General features: G+C 71.5%; 16 protein-coding genes. 6 read left to right on the plus strand and 10 right to left on the minus strand.

Annotated features, from left to right (window positions below; genetic code table 11):
- Positions 1-34: 34 nt before the first annotated feature.
- From FBZ33_RS15845 to FBZ33_RS15860, 4 genes are all read right to left on the minus strand, one after another.
- Positions 35-352, minus strand: a complete 318-nt coding sequence (locus FBZ33_RS15845; RefSeq protein ID WP_221629469.1) for a DUF3024 domain-containing protein — start codon at positions 350-352, stop codon at positions 35-37.
- A gap of 20 nt (positions 353-372) precedes the next feature.
- The gene (locus FBZ33_RS15850; RefSeq protein ID WP_141909647.1) at positions 373-1,350 is read right to left on the minus strand and encodes an endonuclease domain-containing protein; all 978 of its coding nucleotides are present in this window, start codon (positions 1,348-1,350) and stop codon (positions 373-375) included.
- A gap of 196 nt (positions 1,351-1,546) precedes the next feature.
- Positions 1,547-3,172 carry an ABC transporter permease gene (locus FBZ33_RS15855; protein WP_141909648.1) on the minus strand — a complete coding sequence of 542 codons (1,626 nt, stop codon included), beginning with the start codon at positions 3,170-3,172 and terminating at the stop codon, positions 1,547-1,549.
- On the minus strand, positions 3,169-4,113 hold the full coding sequence (locus FBZ33_RS15860) for an ABC transporter ATP-binding protein (protein ID WP_141909649.1): 945 nt from the start codon (positions 4,111-4,113) through the stop codon (positions 3,169-3,171). Before FBZ33_RS15860 ends, FBZ33_RS15855 begins: the two co-directional genes overlap by 4 nt.
- A gap of 109 nt (positions 4,114-4,222) precedes the next feature.
- On the opposite strand from FBZ33_RS15860, the gene FBZ33_RS15865 reads away from it, so the two are divergent.
- Positions 4,223-5,050 (plus strand): TetR family transcriptional regulator, encoded by an 828-nt coding sequence (locus tag FBZ33_RS15865; protein ID WP_141909650.1) that lies wholly within the window; start codon positions 4,223-4,225, stop codon positions 5,048-5,050.
- Between the two features lie 44 nt (positions 5,051-5,094).
- On the opposite strand, the gene FBZ33_RS15870 is transcribed toward FBZ33_RS15865, so the two are convergent.
- A complete protein-coding gene (locus FBZ33_RS15870) occupies positions 5,095-6,873 on the minus strand; it encodes an ABC transporter ATP-binding protein (RefSeq protein ID WP_185755497.1) in 1,779 nt (592 codons plus the stop codon).
- A 99-nt stretch (positions 6,874-6,972) separates the two neighbouring features.
- On the opposite strand from FBZ33_RS15870, the gene FBZ33_RS15875 reads away from it, so the two are divergent.
- Positions 6,973-7,404 (plus strand): MarR family winged helix-turn-helix transcriptional regulator, encoded by a 432-nt coding sequence (locus FBZ33_RS15875; protein ID WP_088948460.1) that lies wholly within the window; start codon positions 6,973-6,975, stop codon positions 7,402-7,404.
- 111 nt (positions 7,405-7,515) lie between these two features.
- Positions 7,516-9,300, plus strand: a complete 1,785-nt coding sequence (locus tag FBZ33_RS15880) for an N-acetylglutaminylglutamine amidotransferase (protein ID WP_141909652.1) — start codon at positions 7,516-7,518, stop codon at positions 9,298-9,300.
- A gap of 10 nt (positions 9,301-9,310) precedes the next feature.
- Here the strand turns inward: FBZ33_RS15880 and FBZ33_RS15885 are convergent, their stop codons facing one another.
- The 5 genes from FBZ33_RS15885 to FBZ33_RS15905 form a co-directional block, all read right to left on the minus strand.
- Positions 9,311-10,444 carry a glutamate--cysteine ligase gene (locus tag FBZ33_RS15885; RefSeq protein WP_141909653.1) on the minus strand — a complete coding sequence of 378 codons (1,134 nt, stop codon included), beginning with the start codon at positions 10,442-10,444 and terminating at the stop codon, positions 9,311-9,313.
- Between the two features lie 69 nt (positions 10,445-10,513).
- Positions 10,514-11,722, minus strand: a complete 1,209-nt coding sequence (locus FBZ33_RS15890; protein WP_099854081.1) for an RNA polymerase sigma factor — start codon at positions 11,720-11,722, stop codon at positions 10,514-10,516.
- Between the two features lie 2 nt (positions 11,723-11,724).
- Complete coding sequence (locus FBZ33_RS15895; protein WP_088948464.1) at positions 11,725-12,081, minus strand: YciI family protein; 357 nt, start codon at positions 12,079-12,081, stop codon at positions 11,725-11,727.
- A 411-nt stretch (positions 12,082-12,492) separates the two neighbouring features.
- The gene (locus tag FBZ33_RS15900; protein WP_141909654.1) at positions 12,493-15,129 is read right to left on the minus strand and encodes a discoidin domain-containing protein; all 2,637 of its coding nucleotides are present in this window, start codon (positions 15,127-15,129) and stop codon (positions 12,493-12,495) included.
- Positions 15,130-15,359: 230 nt separating this feature from the next.
- A complete protein-coding gene (locus tag FBZ33_RS15905; protein ID WP_141909655.1) occupies positions 15,360-16,559 on the minus strand; it encodes an ROK family transcriptional regulator in 1,200 nt (399 codons plus the stop codon).
- Between the two features lie 239 nt (positions 16,560-16,798).
- On the opposite strand from FBZ33_RS15905, the gene FBZ33_RS15910 reads away from it, so the two are divergent.
- From FBZ33_RS15910 to FBZ33_RS15920, 3 genes are all read left to right on the plus strand, one after another.
- Positions 16,799-18,097: an ABC transporter substrate-binding protein gene (locus tag FBZ33_RS15910; protein WP_088948467.1), complete on the plus strand. Its 1,299-nt coding sequence runs from the start codon at positions 16,799-16,801 to the stop codon at positions 18,095-18,097.
- Positions 18,098-18,167: 70 nt separating this feature from the next.
- Positions 18,168-19,160: a carbohydrate ABC transporter permease gene (locus FBZ33_RS15915; RefSeq protein WP_088948468.1), complete on the plus strand. Its 993-nt coding sequence runs from the start codon at positions 18,168-18,170 to the stop codon at positions 19,158-19,160.
- Positions 19,153-19,992: a carbohydrate ABC transporter permease gene (locus FBZ33_RS15920; protein WP_088948469.1), complete on the plus strand. Its 840-nt coding sequence runs from the start codon at positions 19,153-19,155 to the stop codon at positions 19,990-19,992. Before FBZ33_RS15915 ends, FBZ33_RS15920 begins: the two co-directional genes overlap by 8 nt.
- Position 19,993: the final 1 nt, after the last annotated feature.

Here is a 19,993-nt window from a genome sequence, read left to right on the forward strand (position 1 = left end):
GTTCCCCGAGAAAGTCCTCGCCTGGCCGGGCAAGTCAGCCCCAGAAGATGCCGGTTGGGTCACGGCCTATCTCGTCGAGCAGGATGTTGACGGTGGCGGACTGCGGGGCAGCATCGTAACGGTGGAAGCGGAAGTCACGGCCTGGATAACACAAGTCCCACGTGCCGGTCTTTTTCGTGTACCGGAGCCGTGCGATCGGCAGGCCCTTCCACTCCGGGCCGGCATTTGCCCCCCACGGCGGCCGTCGTTCGACGATCGTGAGGTGCCGGGCAGCTTCCTCACACTCCACCCGCACCTGGTCTCGTACACCCTTCGGCACCCGCTGATCGCACCACGCCCGCACCTGCGCCACGTCCTGCTCGGGAAGTCCACTCACTGAGCCAGCATCTCATCAGCTCGGAACGTCGCTCCTGCCCGACGGGTTGCCAGGATGGCCAGGGTTTCCTGGCGTACCTGATCGGCCTCGTGCACCAGCCGTCGGTGGGCGAAGCGGACCACCAGGATCCCGATGCCTGCCAACAGAGCATCGCGGCGCAGGTCGATCTCACGCTGGCGTGGGTCGCCGTGGGTGGTGGCCCCGTCGAGTTCGATGTTGACCCGCTCCCGCTCGGCGAACATGTCGAGGTACACCGTGCGCGGCCCAACTCGGACCGGCATCTGTCGGCGGAACGCCGGCATCCCCGGGCCGGTGAACACGTGTTCGTGTCCCCAGATCTCCAGCGGGCTCCGGCAGCCGTCGGCGAGCCTCGTCAGGAGTGTCCGGAACGCCGCCCGGTCTGTCAGCTTGGGCACGATCTCCAGGGCCACTCCCAGTCGCTCGGGGGTCGTCAGCCATTCGTTGACCGCCCGGATCACGGGTGCCCGCCGCTCGGCGGGTGGCAGTGCCGGCCACGAGTCGACGAGCGCGTGTTCCAGCCGGGTGACCGTCAGGCCCTGTCTCACCACCACGTACGGCGGTGCGATGAGGAGGCCGCGCCGTCGATGCACGACCACCCCGGGTCGGGTGCGCAGATTGGCGGACGTCGGTGTGCTCAGGTGTACGAGGTCGCCCACAGCCGGCGGACGCAGCCCCCACGCGCCGAGCGCACTGACGTGACTGAGCGCGCCGCGGCCGCCCGCCCAGGCGAGGGCCGCGCGATGACCCAGAACCGGATCGAGCCGACTGAGGGCAGGGGCGCCGGGCCGGCCACCGACAAGATGTGCCGCCACGAACACCTCGGGCAGCACCCGCACCAACTCGCCGTTACGGCAAGCCGACTCCAACGTCCACGAGGACACCACCTGTCGGGCAGCTCCGAGCGTCACCAGCCCGCCGCCAAGCTCCACCAGATCCCGAAGCACCGAGTTCACACCACGGACCGTCCAGCTTCACCCCAACCCGAGGCAACCACGCCACCCACCCCTCTGTGGACAGCAGGCAACCTGTGGACAGCGCCCGGACGCGCCCGATCTGTGCTGGCCAAGATCGGTGGCAGTTCAGCAGTCTGGTGCGCGGCGTGTCGAACTGCTCAGCTGCCAACGATCACAAGGACGCCAACCGAGCACGTCACGACGGCACGTCGCGGCGGCGGAAGCCGGCCACGCCGACGGCGAGCAGGGCCGCGGCCACCGCCGTCAGCACCACCAGCGGCAGCGCCACCGGGTCGACCGCGGGCACGGACGGCACATGGGTGTACGGCGAGACGTTGAGCGCGGCCTGGGGCAGCTCGAGCACCGCGCCGAGTTGCCCGAGGAGCAGGAAGATCAGCAGGGCTGTCCAGGAGAGCACCACGGACCAGCGGGGCAGCAGCCCGAACAGGGTGGTCACCACCCCGGCGACCACGAGCAGGGCGGGCAGTCGCAGCAGCGCGGCGCCGCCCAGCTCGACAGCCTTGCCGAGCGGGTCGTCGGTGACGAGGCCGTAGCCGAGGCCGGTGGTCACGCCGGCGAGCAGCAGCAACGCGACCGCGCCGAGCGCCGCGGCGAGGACCTGGGTACCGAGCCAGCGGGTACGGCTGACCGCCGTGGCGAGGGCGGCTTCCAGGACGCCGTCGGTTTCGTCGCCGCGTACCCGGAGCAGGGCCTGTACCACGTACGCGCCGATGGTCAGCGCGAAGAGGCCGAGCATCGCGGCCAGGTACGCGTCGAGGAGGTTGGCTCCGCCGCCCATCGCGTTGATCGCCTCGGCGGCGGCCGGATTCTGGTCGATCATGGCGTTGAACTCGTCGCCGGCGATGCCCATGGAGAAGCCGAGTACGGCCACCCCGACCGCCCAGCCGAGGAGCGTGCCGCGTTGCATCCGCCAGGCCAGCCCGGCGGGGCTGAGCAGCCGTGGCGCGCCGCTCGCCGGTCCGCGTCGGGGCGCGATCAGCCCGGCGCCCAGGTCGCGGCGCTCCGCGAGGGCGTACGCGAGTGCCACACCGGCGAGCAGCAGCGCGACGGGTAGGGCGAGGACCCACCAGCGTTCGCCCTCGAAGGCCCGCACCTGGTTGCCCCACCCGAGCGGGGAGATCCATGAGGGCCAGGCGCTCTGCACCCGGGTGCCGTCGGCGCTCTGCTCGCCGAGCACGTCGCCGGCGGCGCGCAGCACGAAGGAGAGCCCGACGGTGGCGGCGGCGAGCGCGTTGGCGCCCCGGGAGGTGACGGAGAGCTGGGCGGTGACGGCGGCGATCGCCGTGAAGGCGACCCCGACACCGCCGATCGCGGCGGCTGCGGCGAGGGAGCCGGCCAGCGGTAGGCCGGCGCCGATGAGGGCGAGCGCGAGCAGCCCGGCGGCCAGCACGTTGGCGGCGACGATGACGAGCAGCGCGGCGGTCAGCGGCGCGTACCGGCCGACCACTGAGGCGCCGAGCAGCTCCGCCCGGCCGGTCTCCTCGTTCTGGCGGGTATGCCGGGTCACCGCGAAGGTGCTCAGCAGGGCGACGATCAGGGCCAGCGTCACGTACGTCTCGGCGACCACCACCGCGCCGAGCTCGGTGCCGGCGATGGGGCCGTTGAAGGCGCGGGCGACCAGGCTGGACGCCGAGGTGGTGGAGTATGCCTGGCGGGCCGCCTGGTCCGGGTAGATGCCGGTGACGCTGGCCGCGAGGGCGTAGCCGAGCAGGGGTGTGCCGAGGACCCAGATCGCGAGGCGGATCCGGTCGCGGCGCAGCACGAGCCGGGCCAGCAGCGCGGTGTTGGTCAGCGCGCTCACCGGGCACCGGCCTGCGGGGCGCCGGCATCCGAGGCGACGGCAGCGCTGGCGCCGGCGGCGCGGTCGTCGCCGTAGTGGCGCAGGAAGAGCTGCTCCAGGGTCGGTGGGGTGCTGGTGAGGGCGCGGACGCCGAAGCGGATGAGCTGGCCGAGCAGCGCGTCGAGGTGCGCGGGGTCGACCTCCAGGTGGGTACGCCCGTCGACCTCGTGCACGTCGTGCACGCCGGGCAGCGTGTCCAGGCCGGTGACCGGCCGGGCGGTCTCGACGGTCACCGCCGTGCGGGTGAGGTGGCGCAGCTCGGTGAGGGTGCCGGACTCGACGGTGCGGCCCTCGCGGATGATGCTGACCCGGTCGCAGAGGGCCTCGACCTCGGCGAGCACGTGGCTGGAGAGCAGCACTGTGGCGCCGGCCTGCTTGACCCGCCGGACCTCGTCCTGGAACACCGCCTCCATCAGCGGGTCGAGGCCGGAGGTCGGCTCGTCGAGCACGTACAGCTCCACGTTGGAGGCGAACGCGGCGACGATGGCGACCTTCTGCCGGTTGCCCTTGGAGTACGTGCGGCAGCGGCGGGTCGGGTCGAGGTCGAAGCGGTGCAACAGCTCGTCGCGACGACGCCGGTCGAGGCCTCCGCGCAGCTGACCGAGCAGGTCGATGGCCTCCCCGCCGGTGAGGTTGGGCCAGAGGTTGACGTCGCCGGGCACGTACGCCAGCCTGCGGTGCAGGCGGACCGCGTCGCGCCACGGGTCGGCGCCGAGCACCTGGGCGTCGCCGGAGTCGCTGTGGAGCAACCCGAGCAGGATTCGGATGGTGGTGGACTTTCCGGAGCCGTTGGGCCCGAGGAAGCCGTGCACCTCCCCCTGCTCAACCCGCAGATCCAGCCCGTCGAGTGCCCGGATCGCGCCGAACGTCTTGACCAGGTTGCCGATCGATATGACGGGCATCGCCCCTCCTGCCGTTGGCTGCGTCGATCGACCTCACTGTACTGACCAACGGTCAGTCGAATCAACGGTGATCGTGCCCACCGGTCAGGACGTCGCTAGGCTGGCCGGCATGACCGCCGATCCCGCGGACGACACCCGTACCCGGATCCTGCGCGCCGCGCTCGACCTGTTTGCCGAGCACGGCTACCAACGCACCTCGCTGCGCCAGATCGGCGAGCGGCTGCGGCTGACCAAGACCGCAATCCTGTACCACTTCCCGGCCAAGGAGCACCTGCTCGCCGCCCTGGTCGAGCCACTGCTGGCCGACCTGGAGAGGCTGCTCGACGCCGCGCAGACGCAACCCACCGAGCGGGCCCGGTGGACGGTGCTGGAGGGCTGGGTGGACGTCATACTCGCTCATCGTCGACCGCTCGGCATGCTCTACCACGACATCGCATTGGTCGGTCGGGGCGACACGTACCATCGGTTGATCACGATCGCGATGCGGGCCAACGACATCATCGCGGGGCCGGATGCCGGACGTCGGGAGCGGGTCCGGGCGGTGCAGGCGGTCGCCGCGTGCAGCGATCCGGTCGTCTTCTTCACCGACGTGTCCGACGAGGTGCTGCGCGCCGACATGCTCGACGGCGTACGCCGACTGCTGACCGCACCGACAGCGGACGCCGCAGGTCCGCCGGCAGCCGACCCGGCGGGCGCGGCCGTGCGCCCCACGGATCCGGCGGCCGCGGCTCTGGCCCACGCGAGCCCGCCGGACGCGGCGCCGGGCGGCGGGGCGGCTGCCCGTCGGCGGCAGCCCGGTCGACCGCCGGCGCTGGGTCGGGAGCAGGTCGAGGCGGCCCGGCGGATGCACGCGGCGGGCACCCACTCGGTGGACGCCATCGCCGCCACGTTGGGTGTCTCGCGGGCCACCGTCTACCGCCACCTGGACCGGCAATAATGAGACAGTTTTAGCGACGGTTTCGAGACGGTTGTGAGCGGCGCTCAGGCCGCCAGGGTGGCGTAGCGGCCGTTGCGGTCCAGCAGACTGTCGTGGGTGCCGGCCTCGACGATCCGGCCGTGGTCGAGCACCGCGATCTGGTCGGCGTCGCGCACCGTGGAGAGCCGGTGCGCGATGGTGATGGTCGTCCGCCCCTCGGCCAGCACGTCGAACGCGCGTTGCACGGCCCGCTCGGTCTCGGTGTCCAGCGCGCTGGTGGCCTCGTCGAGGACCAGGATGCGCGGGTCGCGCAGCAGCGTGCGGGCGATGGCGAGCCGCTGCTTCTCACCGCCGGAGAAGCGGTGGCCGCGGGAGCCGACAGTGGTGTCGTACCCGTCGGGCAGCCCGGCGATCAGGTCGTGGATCTGGGCGGCACGGGCGGCGTCCTCGATCTCGGCGTCGGTGGCGTCCGGTCGGGCGTAGCGCAGGTTCTCCCGGACGCTGGTGTGCAGCAGGTACGTCTCCTGGCTGACCACGCCGACAATCGCGGCCAGGTCGGCCAGTCGCAGGTCGCGGAGGTCGACGCCGTCGATGGTGACCCGGCCGGCGGTCGGGTCGTGCAGCCGGCTGACCAGTCCGGCGAGGGTGCTCTTGCCGGAGCCGGTCTCACCGACCAGGGCGAGGCTGGTGCCGGCGGGCACGTCCAGGGTGATCCCGGCAAGGGCCGCGGTGTCGCTGCCCGGGTAGCCGAAGGTGACGTCCTCCAGGCGCAGGTGGCCACGCACCCGGGCCGGGTCGAGGCGGACCGGCTCGGTGGGGTCGGCCACGTCGACGGGCAGGTCCAGGTATTCGAAGATCCGGGCGAACAGCGCCAGCGACGCGGTGAGCGAGACGCCCACGTTGAGCAGACCCATCAGCGGTCGGAACAGGCCGCCCTGCAGGGCGGTGAACGCCACCAGGGTGCCGATGCTCAGCGTGCCGGCGGTGCCGGGCAGGCCCGCGGCAAGGTAGATGACCGCCGGTACGGCGGCGAAGATGATGCTCATCGAGGCCATCCGCCAGCGACCGGCCAACTCGCTGCGCAGTTCCAGGTCGACCAGGCGGGCCGACGAGGCGGTGAACCGGTCGACCAGAGCGGGCCCGGTGCCGAGGGTCTTGGCCAGTTGCACGCCGCTGATCGAGAGCCCCTCCTCGACGGTGACGTTGAGGTCGGCGAGTTCGCGTTGCCGTTCGGCGGTGATCTCGCGGCGCATCCGGGCGACGCGGCGGGTCAGCCAGATGGCGGGCGGCAGCACCACGAGCGAGACCAGGGAGAGCTGCCAGGAGAGCGCGACCATGGCGACCGCTGTGGCGACCACAGTGGTGAGGTTGGACGCGACGGCGGTGGCGGTGGACGTGACCACCGACTGCATGCCGCCGATGTCGTTGGTGATCCGGGACTGCACCTCGCCGGTGCGGGTGCGGGTGAAGAAGCCGAGCGACTGGCGCTGGAGGTGGCTGAAGACGTCGGTGCGCAGCCGGTGCATGACCTGCTGGCCGACCTGGGTGGAGATCCAGGTCTGTACGACGCCGAGGGCGGAGGTCACCGCGGCCACGGCGACCATGCCGACGACCAGCCAGACCAGCAGGGTCACGTCGCCCTGGGGTAGGGCGCTGTCGATCACGGCACGCAGCAGGAACGGGCTGGCCATCGCGATGATCGAGGAGAGCACGATGATCGCGGTGACGGCGGCCAGCGCGGGCCGGTGGGGGGTGAACAGGCGGCCGATGCGACGCAGCGACACCTGGCGGGCCTGCGTCTTCTCTTCGGCGCTGACGGTGTGGTGGCCGCGGTCGCGGCCCATGGGGGTGCGTTCCAAGGGGCACTACCTTCCGGTCAGGGGAACAATGCTGAGGTTACCTCAACATGAGGGAACAACCGCATCGACTGCTACGGTATTCCGGTGATCGAGCACACGTCCGACGGCGCGGACGACGAGAGCCTGGCCGAGACGTTCTGGGCCGTGGCGTCCCGTCTGCGCCGACAGACCCGGGAGTCGTTGGCACCCTGGGACATCACCCCCAGCCAGTCCCGGGCGCTCGGTGTCCTGGGCCGGCACGGCGAGGTCCGCCCCGGCACGCTCGCCGAGCACCTGCACATCGCGCCCCGCTCGGCGACCGAGGTCGTCGACGACCTCCAGACCCGTGGGCTCGTCGAGCGCCGGCCCGACCCGGCCGACCGACGGGCGACCCTGGTCGCGCTCACCGAGGAGGGCAACCGGGTCAGCGCCGCCATCCGGGCCGCCCGACGAGCCGAGGCGGACCGCTTCTTCGGCCACCTGGACGACGCCGACCGAGCCGAGCTGTCCCGCATCCTGCGCACCCTGCGCGCCTGACACCACGGGTTTACCCACACCGGGCGGGGGTAGCCAGCGGCCCCGTTCGGGGACAAGGTGACAGGAGGACGCTGTGTCGCTGGTGCCAAACCTGATCCACCGTCCCGCCTGATGTGCGGGATCAGCGGGGAGGCCCGATTCGACGGCCGCTCCCCCGACGCGGCGGCGGTCACCCGGATGACCGAGGCGATGCGCTCACGCGGCCCGGACGACGAGGGCCTGTTCACCGACGGCTGGGTGACCCTCGGGCACCGCCGGCTGACCATCATCGACCTGTCCGACGCGGGCGGACAGCCGATGGTCCGCGACGACCTGGGCCTGGCGCTGGTCTTCAACGGCTGCATCTACAACTACCCCGAGCTGCGCGAGGAACTGCGGAACGCCGGGTACACCTTCCACTCCACCAGCGACACCGAGGTGATCCTGGTCGCGTACGCGCACTGGGGTGAACGGTTCGTCGACCACCTGGTCGGCATGTTCGCGATCGGCCTGGTCGACCGCCCGCGGCGGCGGCTGATCCTGGCCCGCGACCGGCTCGGCATCAAACCGCTCTACCTCGCCGAGACACCTGGACGGCTGCGGTTCGCCTCCACCCTGCCCGCGCTGCTGCGGGCCGGCGACGTCGACACCAGCATCGACCCGGTGGCGCTGCACCACTACCTGTCCTGGCACTCCATCGTGCCCGCGCCACGGACGGTGCTGCGCGGTGTGCGCAAGCTGCCGCCGGCCACCCTGCGGGTGATCGAGGCGGACGGGCGCAGCCGCGAAGAGGTGTACTGGCGGCCCGACTACGTGCGGGAGCCCGCCGACGCGGGGATGGACGCCGCCGACTGGAAGGCCGCCATCGGGGACGCGCTGCGCGCGGCGGTACGCCGACGGCTGGTCGCCGACGTGCCGGTCGGCGTGCTGCTCTCCGGTGGACTGGACTCCAGCCTCATCGTGGCGCTGCTCGCCGAGGCCGGGCAGCAGCACCTGCGGACGTTCAGCATCGGCTTCGACAGTCGCGACGGCGAGTCCGGCGACGAGTTCCACTACTCCGACCTGGTGGCCCGCGCGTACGACACCGACCACCAGCGGATCCGGCTGGCCGACGACGACCTGGTGCCCGCCGTACGGCGTGCCGTGCTGGCGATGACCGAGCCGATGGGCAGTCACGACGTGGTCGCCTTCCATCTGCTGTCCGAGCAGGTGGCGCAGCATGTGAAGGTGGCGCAGTCCGGGCAGGGCGCCGACGAGGTGTTCGCCGGCTACGGCTACCACCAGCCACTCACCGAGGCGCCCCGGCACAGCGCCGCCGAGACGTTCGCCGCCGCGTTCTTCGACCGCGACCACGACGAGCTGCGGAGCATCGTCGGCCCGGCGTACGCGCTGGAGCACGACGCCAGCCGGGAGCTGCTCACCGAACACCTCGCCGCGCCCGGGGCGCAGACCGCACTGGACGCCGTGCTGCGCCTGGACACCCACCTGATGCTCCCCGACGACCCGGTCAAACGGGTGGACAGCATGAGCATGGCGTGGGGGCTGGAGGTGCGTACGCCCTTCCTCGACCAGGACCTGGTCACCCTGGCCGCGCACTGCCCGCCGGAGCACAAGGTCGCCCAGAACGGCAAGGGCGTGCTCAAGGAGGTCGCCCGGGAGGTGCTGCCGGCCGAGGTGATCGACCGTCGCAAGGGCTACTTCCCGGTGCCGGCGCTGCGCAACGTGGACGGCCCGGTGCGGCACCTGGTCGCCGAGGCGTTGCAGGCGCCGGCCGCGCGCGAGCGAGGGCTGTTCCGCCCGGAGTACGTGGCACAGCTGCTCGCCGAACCGGACCGGGCCGAGGCGGCGGCCGGCAGCAACAAGCTGTGGCAGCTCGGCCTGCTGGAGCTGTGGTTGCAGACCCACGACATCCGCTGAGCAGCGCCGATCAGCCGGCGGTCGTGCGGGCGGCCAGGTCGTCGAGGACGGCACGCAGGTCACCGGTGCGCTCCAACACGCGGCGCTGCCGGGTCGCGCCGGTGCCGTCGCGGCGCAGACGGGCCAGTTGCGCCAACACGTACCCCAGGTCGCCGTGGCGCAGCAGGGCCGGCGCGATCAGGGCCATCAACTCGTCGACGAGCGCCCAGGCGGGGCGGGTGCCGCCGGCGCGCAGGTCGATGAGTTCGCCGTCGAGGCCGTCGTGGGCGGCCCGCCAGTGGGCGGCGGCGACCAGACAGTCGCGCACGGGCGGCGCGGTCACCCCGGCGCGTACGTCGTCGGCGAGGGTGGCGACCAGGGACCGGACCAGCGCGGCGACCAGCACCGCGTCGTCCACGTCCGGGCAGACGTCGCCCACCCGGATCTCCACCGTCGGGTAGGCCGACGACGGGCGGGCGTACCAGTAGACCATCGCGGCGTCGAGCATGATGCCGGCGGCGATCAGCTCGTCGACGGTCCGGTCGTAGTCGGCGGCGGAGTCGAAGTACGGCGTCGGGCCGATGCTGGGCCAGCGTTCCAGCTGCATGGACCGCCAGCTGGCGTGGCCGGTGTCGTGCCCGTCGTGCAGCGGTGAGTTGGTGGTGATCGCCTGCACCACCGGCAGCCACGTCCGCAGGTGGTTGCAGACCTGCACGGCCAGTTCCCGGTCGGGCAGCCCGACGTGGACGTGACAGCCGCACACCGCCGGGTCGTGCGCCACCGGGCCGTAGCGGCGCGACATCGCGTGATAGCGCGGTTCGTCGGGGACCGTCCGGTGCGGCTCGGCCACCGGCGTGGCGCCGATCGCCACCAGCCGGGCCCCGGCCGCGGTGGCTGCCTCGGCGGCGGAGTGGCGCAGCGCCACCAGGTGCGCGCGCAGCTCGCTGAGGTCGGCGCAGACCGGGGTGACCATCTCCACCATGCTGTGCCGGAACTCCTGGCGGCTCTGGTCCCGGGCGGAGCCGCGCAGCGCGGACAGCACCTGGTCGGCCACCGGCAGGTTGCGCCCGCTGTCCGGGTCGAGCAGCAGGAACTCCTCCTCGACGCCGAGCGTGAGGGTGGACAGGTCGGGAACGGTGCCGGCGGTCGCCGAACGGTACTTCATGGTCTCTCGCCCTCCACTGCTTCGGCCGGCGCCTCGGTTTCCCGGCCCGACCCGACGGCAAACGCCCGCTCAGGAGGTCGCCAGCGCCGCCGCGCGGGCGGTGAGGAAGGCCCGTTCGGCCGCGTTGTCCGTCAGGGCGACGGCTGTCCGGTACGCCTCGACGGCCTCCGCCTCCCGACCGAGGCGGACGAGCAGGTCGGCGCGGACCGCGTGGTGCACGTGGTAGCTGTCCAGGTCGAGCCGATCCACCTCGGCCAGCCCCGCGGCCGGCCCGGCCACCTCGGCGAGCGCGACGGCCCGGTTCAGCGCGACCACCGGGCTGGGGGCGACGACCGTCAGGTGGTCGTACAGCTGGAGGATCTGACCCCAGTCGGTGTCGGCGCTTCGCGGCGCGGCGCTGTGCACGGCGGCGATCGCGGCCTGGATCTGGTACGGCCCGGGCCGGTCGCGGCGCAGGCAGCGGCGCACCAGCGCCTGCCCCTCGGTGATCAGCTCGGCGTCCCACCGGGCCCGGTCCTGGTTGGGCAGCGCCACCAGCTCACCTGCGGCGTTGGTCCGCGCGTTGCGGCGGGACTCGGTGAGCAGCATCAACGCGAGTAGACCGAGCGCCTCCGGCTCGTCCGGCATCAGCTCGACCAGCAGCCGGGTCAGCCGGATCGCCTCGACGCACAGCTCGGCGCGGACGAGCTGTCGCCCGGCGCTCGCCGTGTACCCCTCGTTGAAGATCAGGTAGAGCACCGCGAGCACCGCGTGCAGCCGGTCGGGCAGGTCGGCGTCGCGGGGCACGCGGTACGGGATCCGAGCGTTCCGGATCTTCGACTTGGCACGAACCAGCCGTTGCGCCATGGTCGCCTCGGGCACCAGGAAGGCCCGGGCGATCTCGGTGGTGCTCAGCCCACCGAGCAGGCGCAGGGTGAGCGCGACCCGGGCCGCAGGGGCGAGCGCCGGATGGCAACAGGTGAAGATCAGACGGAGTCGGTCGTCGCGCACGGGTCCCTCCTCGACGGGTCCGTCGGCCGCGAACAACAGGGCCGCCTGGGCGTGCCGGTCGACCCGGGACGCGTCGCGGCGCAACCGGTCGATCGCCCGGTTCCGGGCCGTGGTGATGATCCAGCCGGCCGGACTGGGCGGCAGGCCGGTCGTCGGCCAGCGCGCCACCGCGACGACGAAAGCCTCCTGCACGGCCTCCTCGGCGAGGTCGATGTCGCCGAGGAGGCGAACCAGAACGGCGACCGCGCGCCCGTACTCCGCGCGGAACACCGCCTCCACATCCGGCACGGTCAGTCTCCGGCCCCCGCCTGGAAGGGGCGGACCTCGATCGGCAGCGTCGTGGCCAACGCGTAACGACGGCCCACGTCCAGGGCGGCGTCCAGGTCGGGCACGTCGATGATCGTGATGCCGCCCAGGTACTCCTTGCCCTCGACGAACGGGCCGTCGGTGACCAGGACGTCGCCGTCGCGGGCGCGCAGCACGGTGGCGGTCTCCGGGCCGTGCAGTCCCTGGCCAAAGACCCACGAGCCGGTGGAGACCAACTCGGCGCGCAGCTCACCGAGCTGGCGCATCACCCCGGCCAGAAACTCCGGGTCCGGGGGCAGCTCGCCCTGCGGCTGGTGAAGGCTGAGCAGGTACAGCGTCATCGTTCCTCCTCGCGGGGGGCCGGCCCGTCGCCGGCCTCTCATCCTCCACACGATCGGCCCGGGCCCGGATCGACAGGCCGGCGGAAAGTTTCTCGGAGGCCGGCCCGGCCCGGGGGTCGGCGTGCCCTTTGCTCTGCACCCACGGATGCGACAGTCGGCGGCCCACCGAGGCGTCGCCTCGGTGGGTGCAGAGCAAAGGACGAAGGACAGGGGTACGGTCCGCCCAGGTGCGGGTGCCGGAGGCCCGCGACCGGGTGAGCGGTGCCGGCGAGCGGGTGGCGGCCGAGGTGCTGGCCGGTTGAGCGGCACGACCGAGCCGGCCCGGTCTCGGCGGGACCGGGCCGGCCACGGCCCTGGGTGCTACCCGGGCCGACCCGGTCACGGAGAACCGGGCCGGCGCGGGTGCCCCGGTCAGGGGTAGGTGGTCAGGTACACCTGCTGGTTGGCCGCGTTCGCGGTGCCACCGGCGTTGTTGATCACCCGGTTGATGGTGCCGACGCCACCGAGCGAGACGGTGACCATGTTGGTGAAGCGCACGTTCGGGTTGTTGGGCACCTCGAAGGCCCGCTCCTCCACGACGGCGGGGTTCACGTTGAAGTAGCTGTAGCTGCCCAGCCCCCACGCCTGGTGGCTGGTCACCGAATCGGCGACCTTGTACGCGGCGTAGCCCCGGGTCGACCCGTTCATCCAGGCCGCCTGGTTGGGCGGGTCGTACGGCAGCTCGTTCTGGTAGAAGTACGTCCGGCCGCCGTTGCCGTTCCAGATGGTCTGGTACTTCTGGTAGTGCTCGACGAAGAGGCCGTACATGGTGACGTTGTCGCCGTTGACCGTGAGCCCGGTGTCGGCGGTGTTCAGCGTCCACCCGGTGGGTACGCCGCTGGCCGCGTGGTCGGCCCGCCACAGCCACATGTGGTCACCGATCACGTTGTCGCTGTTGACGGTCAACGTGTTGGTGGCCTTGCCGACGTGTGGGCCGCCGATGCGGAAGAACACGTCGTGCAGCGAGGTCGGGTTGCTGGCGTGGCTCGCGGACGAGCCGGACGGCCCGACCTCCATCAGCACCGGCGAGTTCGTCGTGCCGGCCTCGAACATCAGGCCGGCCACCTTGACGCCGTCCACATCGGCCACCCGCATCCCCACGCTGCCGTTGTCGGCCTGGATGGTGGCCAGACCGAGGCCGAGGACGACAGTGTCGGCGCGGTTGACCTGGATCGGTTCGGTGACGTGGTGCACGCCCGGGGTGAAGAGCAGGTGCCGGCCCTGGGCGAGGGCCGCGTTGATGGTGGCCGCGCTGGTGCCCGGCTGGACGACGTAGAACTGCGACAGCGAGATGGACGAGCCGGCCGGGGTCTTGTTGTACCAGCTGGTGCCGGTCGAGTTGGTGCGCAGCGCCGGCACGAAGACCCGGTACTCACCGGTGCCGTCGACGTAGAGGAACGGCTTCTCCCGCACCTGCGGGGTCTGGCCGATGACGGTGTGCGACGGGTTGGGGAAGCTCGGCGCGGGAGCGCCGTTGACGCCCTGGAAGACCATGTTCCACACCGAGCCGGTCCAGCCGTTGCCGAACTCGCTGTTGCGCGAGTACCACTGCTGCTGCGAGCCGGAGACGACCAGGCCGTCGACGCGGGTGTCGGCCATCAGGCCGCCGCTGGACCAGCCGTCTCCGCCGTTCCAGAGCTGGATCTGGTTCTGCGCGCCGCGCAGGTGCATCCGCCGGTACGGCGCCGCCTGGGACACCGCCCAGCGCTCCACGGTCTGCCCGGCGGGCAGGGTGACCGACAGGTTCTCGGCGGCCCGCCAGAAGTTCTGGGTGGCGTTGCCGCCGAACCAGAACGCCTCGGTGCGGACGTGACCGTTGAGGTTGACGTCGTCCGGGCTCAGGCCGAGCCCGGCGACCTGGGTGAAGAAGCCGAGGTTGACGTCGGCGGTGTAGGTGCCGGGCTTGAACAGCACCGCGTAGCGCTGCGGGCCGAACTGGTTGGTCTCCTGCTGGGTGAAGAGGGTGTTCAGTCGACTCTGGATGGTCGACGTCGAGGTGCTCGGGCCGAAGACGAACGTGTTCGGCCCGAGGTTCGGGTTGCGCGGGTCGGTCGTGTCGACCGGTGGCTCACCGGTCCCGCCGCCGGTGGTGTTCACCGCCAGCTCCCACAGCGAGTAGCCGTACGCGGTGCCCCGGGCGGTGCCGTACATCCGCAGGTACCGGCCGCTGCCGCTGACGGTCAGCGACTGCGTGCCGCCGGTGCCCGTGGTGGTCGAGTAGATGGTGGTCCAGGTGGCACCGTCGGCCGAGGTCTGGAGCTGGAACGCCCGGGCGTACGCGGCCTCCCAGGTGAGCACCACCCGGCAGATCGTGCGCGTGCTGCCCAGGTCGACGCGCAGCCACTGCGGGTCACTGGCGGCGCTGGCCCACCGGGTGCCGGTGTTGCCGTCGACCGCGGCGGATGCCGCGAGGCCGGCGTCCTGCGTGGACGACGCGGTCGCCGGGCTGCCCTGCGCGACGTTGGTGCTGCCGCAGGTGGGCGTGCTGCCGCCGGTCTCGCCGTAGACCTGGAACTCCCAGAGCGAGTAGCCGTAACCGGTGCCCCGGGCGGTGCCGTTCATCCGCACGTAGCGGCCGGCGCCGGTGACGGTGAGGTTCTGGGTGCCGCCGGTGCCGGTGGTGGTCGAGTAGATCGTTGTCCAGGTGGCGCCGTCGTCGGAGGTCTGGAGCTGGAAGGCGCGTCCGTAGGCGCCCTCCCAGAGCAGGTTCACCTGGCTGATGGTTGCCCGGGCGCCCAGGTCGACCTGGAGCCACTGCGGGTCGCTGAACGCGCTGGCCCAGCGGGTGCCGGTGTTGCCGTCGACCGCGGCGGAGGCCGGGGTGCCGGCGTTCTCGGTGGACGACGCGGTGGCGGGGCGGCCCTGGGAGAGCAGGGTGGGTGCGGCCTGCGCGGGTGTGGTGGCACCGGCCGGGGTGAGCGCCGCGACCAGGGCCACGGTGAGCCCGACGATCAGGTGCCGGACGGCCCGTCGGGGACGCGGGCGTGCGGATATTGCACGAGATGTCATGACATCGCCTGTCGATAGGGGGTTACGGATGCCGGACGGGTGGGATCGGGTTGGGCCCCGTGGCGCCGTGGGTGGTGCCAGCGATGGGCGGCGCCGCGGACCGGAGAGCGCTCTCGAGTGAGTGTTGCGGCGAGATTGCGACGGCGTCAAGACATCGATCTATAACACCGTTATTTATCCCGAGCTTCGGGTTTTGTGTAATTTGCCGCCGCCGGCCCCGTCGTTCCGCCTCAGCGGCGGATGCCACCCTCGGTGAGGAAGCGGGCGATCGGCAGGGTGGCGGCGCCCAGCGCCACGGCGTCCACGCCGAGCCGGCACAGCTCGATCGACGCCTGCTCGTACGGCTGGCGCAGCGCCTGCCTGCCGGCGGCCTCCCGGACGGCCGGCAGCAGGTCGCCCAGCGCCATCGCCGCCCATCCGCCGAGCACCACACGCTCCGGGTTGAACAGGTTGATCAGGTTGGCCACCCCGGCACCGAGGTAGCCGGCGGTGTCGTCCAGCACCCGCCGGGCGGTGGCCGAGGTCTCGGCGGCGGCGACCAGCGCCGCGATCTGGGACTCCTCGTCCTCGCCGGGCACCGGTCGACCCCGACGCGCCTCCCGGTAGCGGTCGATGATCGCCTCGGCGCCCACGTACGCCTCCAGGCAGCCGCGCGCGCCGCACCGGCAGGCCCTGCCGCCGTAGACGAGGGTGGTGTGCCCCCACTCCCCTGCGCTGCTGGACGCACCCCGGTAGGTGGCGCCGTTGGTCACCACCGACGCGCCGACCCCGGAGCCGACAAGCGCGAAGACGGCGTGCCGGGCGCCCCGGCCGGCGCCGAACCACATCTCGGCCTGGCCGAGGGTCTTGGCGCCGTTGTCGATGTGCAGCGGCAGATTGGTGCCGGCGCCGATCAGACGCTCCAGCGGCACCCGGTCCCAGCCGAGGGCCTGGGCGTGCACGACCGCCTCGGCGCCCTGCTCGACCACGCCCGAGACGCCGATGCCGACGCCGAGCACGTCGCCGGGGGCCACCTGCGCCTGGGCGGTCACCGCGTCGATGCCGGCCACCACGTGCCCGGCCACCAGGTCCGGCTCGGTCCGGGCCGGGTCGAGCGGGTACTCGATGCTGGCCAGCAGGGTCATCGCGAAGTCGAACAGCTCCACCCGGACCCGGGTCTCGCCGACGTCCACGCCGACCACGAAGGCGAACCGGGGTGCGATCCGCAGCAGCATGCTGGGCCGACCGCCGTCGGACTCGGCGGCGCCGGCCTCGGCGACCAGCCCTTCGTCGATCAGGTCGGCCACCACGTTGCTGACCGCCGGCTGACTCAGGCCCGTGCTGCGCACCAGGTCCTGCCGGGTGAGCGGGCCGTCGAGGAAGAGCTTGGTCAGCAGGGCAGACCGGTTGCGCAGCCGCACACTGCGGTTGGTGGCACGCGCCAGCTCCACTCGTCACCCTCGTTTCCCGTCGGCCGTTCGAGGCGACTGTAACCGCCTCGTGCTTGACGACCCACCGGCCAGCAACTTTAATGACGACATAATTTAAGCCGTGATTTAACTCCCGGGAAACGCCGACGGACCCCGACGGCGCACCCCCGAACCCTGTCCGCAGCCGGCCGCCCGTCGTCCCGACCCCTATCGGCGACGGAGGTCGGCGGACCCCCACCACGCACCGGAAGGGCTGACCCGTGTCGAGACGACACCTCGGGATATTCACCGCCGCCGTACTGGCCGCCGCCTCGCTGACCGCCTGCGGTGGCTCCGGCGACGACTCCGCCGCATCACCCAAGACCCTCACCTACTGGGCCAGCAACCAGGGCGCCAGCCTGGAGGCCGACAAGACGATCCTCCAGCCCGAGCTGGACAAGTTCGAGAAGCAGACCGGGATCAAGGTCACCGTCGAGGTGGTCCCGTGGTCGGACCTGCTCAACCGCCTGCTCGCGGCCGCCGCCTCCGGCAAGGGCCCGGACGTGGTCAACATCGGCAACACCTGGTCGGCCTCGTTGCAGGCCACCGGCGCGCTGGTCGAGTTCGACGACGCCGCGCTGCAGGCCGTCGGCGGCAAGGACCGGATCGTGCCGGCCGCGCTCGCCGCCGCGGGCGCCCCCGGCAAGCCGCCGGCCGCCGTGCCGCTCTACAGCATGGCGTACAGCCTGTACTACAACAAGAAGTCGTTCGCCGACGCCGGCATCACCGCACCGCCGACCACCTGGGAGCAGCTCGCCGAGTACGGCAAGAAGCTGAGCACCGGCGGCAAGTGGGGCCTGGCGATCGAGGGGGCCAACCCGTCGGAGAACGCCCACCACGCGTTCACCTTCAGCCAGCAGTACGGCGGTGAGTGGTTCGACTCGGCCGGCAAGCCGACCTTCGACACCCCGCAGAACGTCTCGGCGATCAAGCGCTACATCGACTTCATGGCCGCCGACAAGATCACCAACCCGAGCAACGCCGAGTATGCGCAGAACCAGTCGGTCTCCGACTTCGCCAACGGCAAGGCCGCCATGCTGCTGTGGCAGTCCGCCGGCTCGAACCTGAAGACGCAGAACATGCCGGCCGACGCGTACGGGGTGGCCCCGGTGCCGTTCCTGGCCAGCCCGCCGCCCGGCGGCAAGAAGGTCAACAGCATGGTCGCCGGGATCAACATGGCGGTCTTCAAGCACACCAAGAACAAGGACGGCGCGCTGAGCTTCGTCAAGTTCATGACCAGCGACGAGGAGCAGACGCTCCTCAACAAGACGTACGGCTCGCTGCCGGCGGTGAAGACCGCGGGCTCCGACCCGGCGTTCAGCGCCACGGAGCAGAAGACCATCCAGGAGACCCTGGTCACCACCGCGGCCCCGCTCCCGCAGGTGCCCGAGGAGAGCACCTTCGAGACCCTGGTCGGCACCGCGATGAAGGAGCTGTTCGCGGACGCGGCCAGCGGCAAGCCGGTCACCGAGGCGTCGGTGAAGGCGAAGCTGACCGACGCGCAGCAGAAGATGCGCTGACCCAGGCGTCACCGGTGGCCGTGGTCGGGCGCTGAGCCCGGCCACGGCCACCGCCTCCGAGAGGACCCCGATGGCAACCAGCACCACCGCGCCGGACGCCGACCGGCGCGAACCCCGGGCCGGGTCACCGGCCCGGAGGCCGGCCCGCCGGCCCCGCGGCCCCCGCCGCTCACTCCTGCCGTACCTGCTGCTCGCACCGGCCATCGTGCTGGAACTCGCCATCCACGTCATCCCGATGGTGGTCGGCGTCTGGATGAGCATGCTGGAGCTGACCCAGTTCCACATTCGCGACTGGTCCACCGCACCCTTCATCGGGTTCGAGAACTACCGGGCGACGCTCGACCTGAACAGCGCCGCCGGCAAGGAACTGCTGCACTCGTTCTGGGTCACCCTGGCCTACAGCGTGCTCTCGGTCGGGTTCGCCTGGCTGCTCGGCATCTCGGCGGCCGTCGTGCTGCAACGGCCCTTCCGGGGGCGGGCGATCCTACGTGCGCTGTTCCTCACCCCGTACGCCCTGCCGGTCTACGCCGCGGTGATCACCTGGAGCTTCCTGCTGCAGCGCGACACCGGCCTGGTCAACCACGTCCTCGTCGACCAGCTCGGGCTGCTGGGCGAGCGGCCGTTCTGGTTGATCGGCGACAACAGCTTCTGGTCGCTGCTGGTGGTGTCGGTGTGGCGCAACTGGCCGTTCGCGTTCCTCTGCCTGATGGCGGGTCTGCAGAACGTGCCGGGCGAGATGTACGAGGCCGCCGCGATCGACGGCGCCGGGTTCTGGCGCCGGCTGCGCTCGGTCACCCTGCCGATGCTGCGGCCGGTGAACCTGGTGCTGCTGCTGGTGCTGTTCCTGTGGACGTTCAACGACTTCAACACCCCGTTCGTGCTCTTCGGCGGCTCCGCGCCGGAGCAGGCCGACCTCATCTCCATCCACATCTACCGCAGCTCCTTCAAGACCTGGGACTTCGGCTCCGGCTCGGCGATGTCCGTGGCGCTGCTGCTGTTCCTGCTGGTCGTCTCGGCCGTGTACCTGCTGATCACCAACCGTCGGAGGGACGACCATGCGTGAGACCGCCGGTGAGCGCTGGGGCCGGCGCATCGTGCTGACCCTGCTCACCCTCTTCGTCGTCATCCCGCTCTACGTGATGGTCACCTCCGCGGCGAAACCTTTGCAGGACGTGCAGAACGGCTTCACCTGGTGGCCCAGCCGGCCGACGCTGCAACCGTTCGTGGACATGTGGAGCACCGTCCCACTGGCCCGTTACCTGGTGAACAGCCTGGTGGTGTCGACCATCGCGGCGGTCTGCTCGGTGGTGGTGGCCATCTTCGCCGCGTTCGCGGTGAGCCGGTACCGGTTCCGCGGCCGGGGAGTCTTCTCGGTGACGGTGCTGTCCACCCAGATGTTCCCCGGCATCCTGTTCCTGCTGCCGCTGTTCCTCATCTACGTCAACCTGGGCAACGCGACCGGCATCGAGCTGTACGCCAGCCGTACCGGCCTGGTGATCACGTACCTGACCTTCTCGTTGCCGTTCTCGATCTGGATGCTGGTCGGCTACTTCGACTCGATACCTCGGGGGCTGGACGAGGCGGCGCAGGTCGACGGCGCAGGTCCGCTGCGCACCCTGTTCCAGGTGATCCTGCCGGCCGCAGTGCCCGGCGTCGTCGCGGTCACCGTGTACGCGTTCATGACCGCCTGGGGTGAGGTGCTCTTCGCGTCGGTGATGACCGACGAGGGCAGCCGCACCCTGGCCGTCGGCCTCCAGGGCTACTCCACCCAGTTCAACGTCTACTGGAACCAGATCATGGCCGCCTCGCTGGTGGTCAGCATCCCGGTCGTCGTCGGCTTCCTGGCCCTTCAGCGCTACTTCGTCGCCGGCCTCACCGCCGGCGCGGTCAAGTGAG

Source organism: Micromonospora sp. A202, from assembly GCF_006715105.1.
GTDB classification, from domain to species: Bacteria; Actinomycetota; Actinomycetes; order Mycobacteriales; family Micromonosporaceae; genus Micromonospora; species Micromonospora zamorensis.